Raw genomic sequence first — 7,215 nt, 5'->3', positions numbered from 1 at the left:
GGTCCCGCGAGTACGAGGCCCAGATCGAGGAGCGCAACCGCGAGCGGCACGCGGACAAGCCGACGCGGAAACTGCCCAGGACGTTCGACGAGCCCGAGGGCGAGCGCCTCCAGAAGGTGCTGGCGCGGGCCGGGCTCGGCTCGCGGCGCGCCTGCGAGGAGCTGATCGACCAGTCCAGGGTCGAGGTGAACGGCCGGATCGTCACCTCCCAGGGCCGCCGGGTCGACCCGGCCAAGGACGAGATCAAGGTGGACGGCCTGACCGTCGCCAGCCAGTCGCACCTGTACTTCGCGCTCAACAAGCCGGCCGGCGTGGTCTCCGCGATGGAGGACCCGGACGGGCGGCAGTGCCTGGGCGACTACGTGCAGAACCGGGAGACCCGCCTCTTCCACGTGGGACGGCTGGACACCGAGACCGAGGGCCTGATCCTGCTCACCAACCACGGCGAGCTGGCCCACCGGCTGACCCACCCCAGGTACGGGGTGACCAAGACCTACCTCGCGGCGATCCAGGGGCCCATCCCGCGCGACCTGGGCAAGCGCCTCAAGGAGGGCGTCCGCCTGGAGGACGGCCACGTCAGGGCCGACCACTTCCGGGTCGTGGAGAACACCGGGAAGAACTACCTGGTCGAGGTGGTCCTGCACGAGGGGCGCAAGCACATCGTGCGGCGGATGCTGGCCGAGGTCGGCTTCCCGGTGGACCGGCTGGTGCGCACCGCGTTCGGCCCGATCGTGCTGGGCGACCAGAAGTCGGGTTGGCTGCGCCGGATGACCAACACCGAGGTGGGCCGGCTGATGAAGGAGGTCGGCCTCTAGGCCGGGGCCGGGCGCCGGACGGCGGGAGATGGGGGCCGGGCGGCGCGGCTACGCTGGGGGGATGCGCACCGCTCTCGTCATCGGCTGCGGTCTGATCGGGACCTCCGTGGCCCTGGCCCTCTCCGCCCGGGGCGTCCACGTCCACCTCGACGACCACGACCCGGACCGTCGCCGCACCGCCGCCGCCCTGGGCGCCGGCAGCGAGGACCCGCCGGAGGGCCCCGTCGAGCTGGCCGTGGTCGCCGTTCCGCCGACCCGGATCGCCGCCACCGTCGCGGAACTCCAGCGGCGGGGCGCCGCCCGCGCCTATGTCGACGTGGGCAGCGTCAAGGCGGGCCCGGCCGGGGAGTTGGCCGCGCTGGGCGGCGACCCGGCGAGCTACCTGGGCACCCACCCCATGGCGGGCCGGGAGCGCTCGGGCCCGATGGCGGCCTCGGCCGACCTGTTCGAGGGCCGGCCCTGGGTGCTGACCCCGACGCCCGAGACCAGGACCGAGGTGGTCAACCTGGTCCTGGAACTGGCCGCGCTCTGCCGCGCGGTGCCCGTGATGATGGACGCGGCGGCCCACGACCGGGCGGTCGCGCTGGTCTCGCACACCCCGCAGCTGGTCTCCAGCCTGGTCGCGGCCCGCCTGGAGTCCGCCGACGAGGCGGCGGTGCGGCTGTGCGGGCAGGGCATCAGGGACGTGACCAGGATCGCGGCCTCCGACCCCCGGATGTGGATCGAGATCCTGGCCGCCAACCCGGGCCCGGTCGCCGACGTGCTCGCCGAGGTGGCGGCCGACCTGGACCGGACGGTGCGGTCGCTGCGCGCCCTGGAGTCCGCCGACGAGCAGAAGCGTTCGGAGGGCGCCGCTGGCATCGAGGCGGTGCTGCGGCGCGGGAACGCCGGCCGGGAACGGGTGCCGGGCAAGCACGGTGCGGCGCCGGCCAGTTATGAGACCGTGGCGGTGCTGATCAACGACCGCCCGGGGGAGTTGGCGAGCATCTTCGCCGACGCCGGCCGGGCCGGCGTCAACATCGAGGACGTGCGGATCGAGCACGCCACCGGCCAGCAGGCCGGCCTGGTGCAGCTGGTGGTCGACCCGGCGGCGGCCCCGCCGCTGGCGGCGGCGCTGCGCGAACGCGGCTGGTCGCTGCGGCAGTAGCCGCCCGCCCCGGGTGGCCGGCGAGCGGCCTCCCCGGGGCCGGTACCCTTGCCCGGTGGGTCTTCAGGCCCCACTCCGCCGGGGCCCGTGCGTCCGCCGGAAGCCCGGGGCTTCCCGAGGGGCCGGCGCCCCGCTCCCGTCCCGAACTGCGAAAGGTGTCCACCGCCGTGGTCGCAACTCCCGTCGTCGTCGCCATCGATGGCCCATCCGGCACCGGCAAGTCGAGCACCTCCAAGGCGGTGGCCGCGCGCATGGGGCTGCGTTACCTGGACACCGGGGCCCAGTACCGCGCGATCACCTGGTGGATGCTGAACGCCGGCATCGACGTCGACGACCCCGAGGCGGTGGCGGCGGCCGCCGGCAAGCCGACGATCGTCTCCGGCACCGACCCGCTGGCGCCCACCATCACCGTTGACGGCACCGACGTGGCCGTGCCGATCCGGGGCCAGCAGGTCACGGGCGCGGTCAGCGCGGTCAGCGCCGTTCCCGAGGTGCGGGCCCGGATCACCGAGCTTCAGCGTTCCATCGCCGCCGGCGCCGCCGAGGGCATCGTGGTGGAGGGCCGGGACATCGGCACCACCGTGCTGCCGGACGCCGACGTCAAGATCTTCCTCACCGCCTCGCCCGAGGTGCGGGCCGCCCGCCGCAGCGCCGAACTGGCGGGCCGCGCCGGCGCGTCGGCGCCCACGGCCCAGGCCGGCTCGGACGTCGCCGCCACCCAGGCCGCGCTGCTGCGCCGGGACGCGGCTGACTCGCAGCGCAAGACCTCGCCGCTGGCCAAGGCGGCGGACGCCACCGAGGTGGACACCAGCGAGCTGACCCTGGAGCAGGTCATCGAGTGCGTGGTGACCCTGGTCGAGGAACGGGGGCGGCGCGCGCGATGATCTCACCCGGCGCCCGGGGCGCCGTCGCCGGCCACCGGCTGGCGCGCGGGGTGGTCCACACCGCGTGGCGCCCCCGGGTGCTGGGCGCGTGGCGGACGCCCCCGGCCGGCCCGTTGATCCTCGCGGTCAACCACACCCACAACGTGGACGGCCCGCTGTTGCTGGGCACCGCGCCCCGTCCGGTGCGTTTCCTGATCAAACGGGAGGCGTTCGTCGGCCCACTCGGCGCGTTTCTGCGCGGGATAGGCCAGATCGGGGTGGACCGGGAGGCCACGGACCTGGCCGCCGTGCGCGCCGCGAACGGCGTGCTGGAACGGGGTGAGGTGCTGGGGATCTTTCCCGAGGGGACCCGGGGCAGGGGCGACTTCGCCGCCGTGCGGGCGGGCCTGGCGTACTTCGCGCTCCGCTCCGGCGCCCCGGTGCAGCCGGTCGCGGTGCTGGGCAGCGACCGGCCCGGCCGGCTGCTGCGGCCGCTGCCGCCGCTGCGCTCCCGGGTCGACGTGGTGTTCGGCGAGCCGTTCACCCTCGACGCGGCCGGGGGAAGCCGGAGGGGCCGGGCGGCGTTGGACCGGGCGAGCGCCGAACTCCAGGCCCGGCTGGCCGACCATGTGCGCCGGGCACGAAGGGCCACCGACCGCTAGGCCCCGGGGCCCGGCGCCCGGGCACCGCACGACGCACGCACGCACCACGCACGCACGCACCACGCACGCACGCACCACGCACGCACGCACCACGCACGCACGCACGACGACACGACGCACGAACACGACGGACGAGGTAGACGTAACGCCATGAACGACCAGAACACCCCGGGCGAGCCCGGGCCGCACCCAGGGCAGCTGGCCGGCCATGGCGCGCTCGACGAGGGCGACTACGACGAGTTCCTGCGGATCGCCGAGCAGGAGGGGTTCGAGGCCGAGGAGATCGAGGGCGAACTGGCGGCCGCGGCCTCGGGCCCGCTGCCGGTGCTGGCCGTCGTCGGCCGGCCCAACGTCGGCAAGTCCACCCTGGTCAACCGCATCCTGGGCCGCCGCGAGGCGGTCGTCGAGGACCGGCCGGGCGTCACCAGGGACCGGGTGACCTACGAGGCCGAGTGGGCCGGCCGCCGCTTCAAGGTGGTGGACACCGGCGGCTGGGAGCAGGACGTGCTCGGCATCCAGGCGTCGGTGGCCGCGCAGGCCGAGTTCGCGATCGAGGCGGCCGACGCCGTGGTGCTGGTCGTGGACGCGACGGTCGGCGCCACCGACACCGACGCCGCCGTCGTCAAGCTGCTGCGCAAGGCCGGCAAGCCGGTGGTGCTGTGCGCCAACAAGGTGGACGGCCCCACCATGGAGGCCGAGGCGGCCTATCTGTGGTCGCTCGGCATGGGCGAGCCGCACCCGGTCTCGGCGCTGCACGGCCGGGGCACCGGCGACATGCTGGACGCCGTGCTGGAGGCGCTGCCCGAGGCGCCGGCGCAGACCTTCGGCGACATCGTGGGCGGCCCCCGCAGGATCGCCCTGATCGGCCGACCCAACGTCGGCAAGTCCTCGCTGCTCAACAAGGTCGCCAACGAGGACCGCGTGGTGGTGGACGCCACCGCCGGCACCACCAGGGACCCGGTCGACGAGCTGATCGAACTGGCCGGCAGGACCTGGCGGTTCGTGGACACCGCCGGCATCAGGCGCCGCGTCCACCTCCAGGGCGGAGCCGACTACTACGCCTCGCTGCGCACGGCGGCCGCGCTGGAGAAGGCGGAGGCGGCCGTCGTGCTGATCGACGTCACCGAGCCGATCAGCGTGCAGGACACCCGGATCATCACGATGGCCGTGGAGGCGGGCCGGGCGCTGGTCATCGCCTACAACAAGTGGGACACCCTCGACGAGGAGCGCCGCTACTACCTGGAGCGGGAGATCGAGCAGGAGCTGGTCCGGGTCCGCTGGGCGCCGAGGGTCAACATCTCGGCGCGCACCGGGCGGCACCTGGAGAAGCTGGTGCCCGCGATCGACACGGCGCTGGAGAGCTGGGAGTACCGGGTGCCGACCGGCCGGCTCAACGGGTTCCTCGGCGAGCTGGTGGCCTCCCACCCGCACCCGGTGCGGGGCGGCAAGCAGCCCAGAATCCTCTTCGGCACCCAGGCCGGCACCAGGCCGCCCCGCTTCGTCCTGTTCGCCTCCGGCTTCCTGGAGGCCAGCTACCGCCGCTTCATCGAGCGGCGGCTGCGCGAGGAGTTCGGCTTCGAGGGAACGCCGATCCAGCTGTCGGTGCGGGTGCGGGAGAAGCGCGGCCGGAAGAAGTAACGGCGTTCCGGCGGGGGCCCTACTCGGACCGTCCGGGCGGCAGCTCCGCCCGGGCGGGCCCGCCGCCCCGGTACTCCAGGTGGCGCCAACTGCCCACGCCCACGCCCCTGATGGTGTTGAAGCCGACGAACCTCAGCTCCTCCTCGCCGCTGCGGTCCCCGGGCAGCGCCCGGAACAGCCGTCGGTACTCCGCGCACAGCGAGTCGTAGATCGGGGTGGCCGAGCCGCCGCCGGACCGTTCGTAGGGGGCACGCATCCCCGGGATGGCGCCGGTGGCGGGGCGGAGCGAGGGTGAGGTTCGTTGCGGTTCGTAAGGGTGCACGTCCAACCAACGACCGGGCCCCGCCCCGGATGCGGCTCGGGCCAGCGGTGTACTCGATCGTCTCAGCCGGATCGTTCCGCCCGCTCCGCCCGCCGCCGCGCCCCCGACGCGGGGGGAACGGCCGCGCGAGGGGGGAGGACGGCCGCCGGCCCCGGCGAGCCGGCGGCGTGTCGGCTCAGGTGCCGGCCAGCGGCATGGCGGCGGCCACCAGCAGCCCGCCGGCCGCCGCCTTCTCCAGCGCCTCCCGCAGCAGGTCCTCCCTCGGCTGCTGGCCGATGGTGCCGGCCGGGGCCGCGTAGACCAGCACGGTGTGCCGCTGGTTGGCGGTGGCGCGCCAGCCGTCGGTGACCGACAGCGGCTCGTGGGCCTGCCACCAGGCGCTGGCGTCCCCGCCGGCCGGGTCGCTCTGGAGCACCGCGTGCAGCTTGCCCATCGCCAGCAGCACCGACCAGCCGGCGATCGGGCTGGGCGGCGTGGCGACGTCGCTGACCGGAACGAAGCCGGCCTCGATCAGCAGCGGCAGGAAGTCGTCCCCCGGGCCCTGGGAGCCGGGGCGCACGATCGGCGCGGTGGGCTCCACGACGATCGCGGGGAACAGCTCGTCCTCGATCAGGATCTGGCCGCAGGTGACGCCGAGCACCGCCTGGTTCTGGGCGGCCGGCTCGGCGGGCTGGGCCGACGGCTGGCTCTGGCCGGTGATGGAACGCACCGCCCCACGCAGCTGCTCCTCGGAGACGGAGACCACCTGGGAGGGGATGCAGGAGGCGTGCGCGAAGGCCAGCACGGCGGTCTCGCCGCCGACGAAGAGCACGGTGCTGGTGCGCTCCTGGGCGGTGTTGCCGGGGGTGCGGCAGGAGGTGCAGTCGTAGGCGCCCGGGGCGTTCTCGCCGGCGAGCAGCCGTTCGGCTTCTTCGTCGCCGATCTCGGCGCGTACGTCGTCGCTGACGTCGAGCAAGGGGGACACGGTCGCTCCTCGGTTCGGGTTCTGCCCGCCCTTCACGGCGGGTGCCCCGTGCACAACGCCGGGGGACCGGCCCGGGTCACGCTGCGGCGCCCGGGGCGGCGCGCGCGGCGCGGGCGACGTTCGGGGAAACGCGCGCCCACCCCGCCGTCGCCGCTCGGTCGCGCGATCGACAGTCGGCATAAACCGTCCGTTCATCGAGGATGCGACGGAAGCGTGAACGGAGGCGGGTGAGAACAGTGACGAATCCTGGCGGGAAACCGTGGGAACGCCGGCGAGAAACGTGCGGAAAACCGCCCGTCGGCTCGTCGGAAAAGCCGAGGAGAAACGCCGTTGTCTTCGCCGTCCGGGCGCGGCCATTACAGAACGCGCACCTTCCCCTGAAGGAACGACCGGGGACGCGGTTGTGACACAAGCGTGACCGTTTCCCGATCCTGGCCGGCCTTCCGGGTGCCGGGAGGCAGGTCGTACGGTGAGGCCATGCCATCCCTGCCGAAGCCCCCCAGGTCCCCCGACGACAACCCCGATGCCTATGTCGGCATGGGCGCCGAGCAGGCCGAGGAGCGGGCCAGGGGCCGGGGCTGGCGCACGGTGCGCCAGCTGGCCCCCGACGCGATCGTGACCATGGAGTTCATGCCGGGCCGCATCAACTTCGCGGTGAAGGACGGCGCCGTGGTGCGCTGCTGGCGCGGCTGACGCCGGCCGCTCAGCGCCGGCTCGCCGGGCCGACCGGCTGCTCCGGGTGCGTGGGATGCGGCCGGGTGGCGCCCGGGCGCACCGTCACCGTGGCCAGCCGCCCGGCCGGCC

At 74.5% G+C, this 7,215-nt stretch carries 8 protein-coding genes; 6 read left to right on the top strand and 2 right to left on the bottom strand.

Annotation, left to right across the window (positions count from 1 at the left end; translation table 11 throughout):
* The 5 genes from EBN88_RS27295 to der form a co-directional block, all read left to right on the top strand.
* Positions 1–815, top strand: an 815-nt coding sequence (locus EBN88_RS27295; protein WP_147472869.1) for a pseudouridine synthase, incomplete at its 5' end; no start/stop codon positions are given.
* 61 nt (positions 816–876) lie between these two features.
* The gene (locus EBN88_RS27290) at positions 877–1,962 is read left to right on the top strand and encodes a prephenate dehydrogenase (RefSeq protein WP_122399716.1); all 1,086 of its coding nucleotides are present in this window, start codon (positions 877–879) and stop codon (positions 1,960–1,962) included.
* A gap of 167 nt (positions 1,963–2,129) precedes the next feature.
* Entirely contained in the window at positions 2,130–2,846 is a 717-nt protein-coding gene (cmk, locus tag EBN88_RS27285) for a (d)CMP kinase (protein ID WP_233581024.1), read from the top strand.
* On the top strand, positions 2,843–3,487 hold the full coding sequence (locus EBN88_RS27280; protein ID WP_122399714.1) for a lysophospholipid acyltransferase family protein: 645 nt from the start codon (positions 2,843–2,845) through the stop codon (positions 3,485–3,487). Before cmk ends, EBN88_RS27280 begins: the two co-directional genes overlap by 4 nt.
* Before the next feature lie 150 nt (positions 3,488–3,637).
* A complete protein-coding gene (gene der / locus EBN88_RS27275; protein WP_122399713.1) occupies positions 3,638–5,125 on the top strand; it encodes a ribosome biogenesis GTPase Der in 1,488 nt (495 codons plus the stop codon).
* Positions 5,126–5,144: 19 nt separating this feature from the next.
* On the opposite strand, the gene EBN88_RS27270 is transcribed toward der, so the two are convergent.
* Both EBN88_RS27270 and EBN88_RS27265 read right to left on the bottom strand, forming a co-directional pair.
* Positions 5,145–5,381 (bottom strand): hypothetical protein, encoded by a 237-nt coding sequence (locus EBN88_RS27270; protein WP_122399717.1) that lies wholly within the window; start codon positions 5,379–5,381, stop codon positions 5,145–5,147.
* A 241-nt stretch (positions 5,382–5,622) separates the two neighbouring features.
* Positions 5,623–6,402: a hypothetical protein gene (locus EBN88_RS27265; RefSeq protein ID WP_122399712.1), complete on the bottom strand. Its 780-nt coding sequence runs from the start codon at positions 6,400–6,402 to the stop codon at positions 5,623–5,625.
* A 486-nt stretch (positions 6,403–6,888) separates the two neighbouring features.
* Here EBN88_RS27265 and EBN88_RS27260 point away from each other — a divergent pair, with 486 nt between their 5' ends.
* Complete coding sequence (locus EBN88_RS27260) at positions 6,889–7,104, top strand: proteinase inhibitor I78 (protein WP_122399711.1); 216 nt, start codon at positions 6,889–6,891, stop codon at positions 7,102–7,104.
* The last annotated feature ends 111 nt before the right edge of the window (positions 7,105–7,215 follow it).

This window comes from Streptomyces triticirhizae (assembly GCF_003696235.1).
Taxonomy (GTDB): domain Bacteria; phylum Actinomycetota; class Actinomycetes; order Streptomycetales; family Streptomycetaceae; genus Streptomyces; species Streptomyces triticirhizae.
The sequence above is the reverse complement of the archived record's forward strand: the minus strand, read 5'-3'. Positions and strand labels throughout refer to the sequence as shown.

Coding starts and splice junctions, on each gene's coding strand:
- EBN88_RS27290 (WP_122399716.1), top strand. CDS start 877: ATGCGCACCGCTCTCGTCATCGGCTGCGGTCTGATCGGGACCTCCGTG.
- EBN88_RS27280 (WP_122399714.1), top strand. CDS start 2,843: ATGATCTCACCCGGCGCCCGGGGCGCCGTCGCCGGCCACCGGCTGGCG.
- der (WP_122399713.1), top strand. CDS start 3,638: ATGAACGACCAGAACACCCCGGGCGAGCCCGGGCCGCACCCAGGGCAG.
- EBN88_RS27270 (WP_122399717.1), bottom strand. CDS start 5,381: ATGCGTGCCCCCTACGAACGGTCCGGCGGCGGCTCGGCCACCCCGATC.
- EBN88_RS27260 (WP_122399711.1), top strand. CDS start 6,889: ATGCCATCCCTGCCGAAGCCCCCCAGGTCCCCCGACGACAACCCCGAT.